Origin of the sequence: Collinsella sp. AF14-35 (assembly GCF_003464565.1) — a bacterium.
Taxonomy (GTDB): domain Bacteria; phylum Actinomycetota; class Coriobacteriia; order Coriobacteriales; family Coriobacteriaceae; genus Collinsella.
The window spans coordinates 1-1,068 of sequence record NZ_QRZD01000061.1 but is presented as its reverse complement, the minus strand read 5'-3'; the positions used below and the strand labels follow the sequence as shown (position 1 = coordinate 1,068).

The following is a 1,068-nucleotide window of genomic DNA, read 5'->3' as shown; positions in this document are numbered from 1 at the left end:
TTACTATTTAACCAAATATCAATTCTTTGGTTAACCATATTTACGCAATTCAATTAACGAAACAGATTTAGGAGCCGTTTTTGCGAACGGCTTAAGCTGTGGTGCAGTCATTGACGTTCTAAAAGACTAGTCGAAAGGGACACTCTTTTCATAGCTCCGACACATGCGCCAACATGCCTGAAATCGGCGCGCTACAGATTGCGCCCATCTACTACTTTTACTCCCGCACCCCTGACCATACGCCCCTATTTTCAAAAATCGCACGTTCGCTACCTGCGGTTTTAATATTGAGATTTTCATCGTTGTTCGAGGTAAGCGACCAAAAGTAGTAGATGGCCCCAATTCCTGGCCGAGGGCATCTCGCCGCTCCTCCACGGGAAAATACGATCCGTTTTCCTCCGTCCCCAAGGAATCACGCGAGCAGGTTCTCGATAGGATCTGGGTCGGAGCTGGGGAGATAACGGATTTCCAGCTCTATGCCGAGCGCTTGGAGTTCTTTGAGGGCGGCGACGTCTGCATCGTCAATGGCAACCGCGGGCGTCACAGGACGCTTGCCCTCCCCTGCCTGCATATGGCCGATGCTAATCTTGGTGATCGGCACACCACCCTTAACCAGCGCGAGCGCGTCGGCAGGTGAGGCTACCATGACCAGAATCCATTGACGCGGCGTTGCGGTATGAATGATGTCGATAGCCCTTTGCACCGAGAAAAACCGCGTCCAGACGCCTTCTGGCGCCGCCACCCTCATAGGTGCCCAATGGCGCGAATCCGCCGCGATCTCATCGTTGACGATCAGAACAAGGTTGGAGCCCACGGCTTCGTTCCACAGCTCAACGTCTTGCCCGTAAATAAACCGGTCATCGATACGTGTAAGAAGAATCTTGGGTTGAGCCATGGCTGCCCCATTCTGTTTGAGACCCATACGAGCGGGACGTCGGCCACCAACTCAACAGCAGGTCAAGTAACAAATGGGCACTGCAGACATCACGCCTCTAATATTAGTGCATTTAGTGCATTTAAAGGGTTGATTTCCGATCTCAGCCGAACACATTGAGCAAATAGGTCGTT

General features: G+C 51.9%; 1 protein-coding gene. It reads right to left on the bottom strand.

The genetic code is table 11. From position 1 onward, the window contains the following. Positions 1-412: 412 nt before the first annotated feature. On the bottom strand, positions 413-895 hold the full coding sequence (locus DWW12_RS09700) for a PTS sugar transporter subunit IIB (protein ID WP_117564757.1): 483 nt from the start codon (positions 893-895) through the stop codon (positions 413-415). Positions 896-1,068 lie beyond the last annotated feature (173 nt).

Bases quoted from the DNA above. Each gene is read 5' to 3' on its own strand.
- DWW12_RS09700 (WP_117564757.1), bottom strand. From the start codon at position 895: ATGGCTCAACCCAAGATTCTTCTTACACGTATCGATGACCGGTTTATT.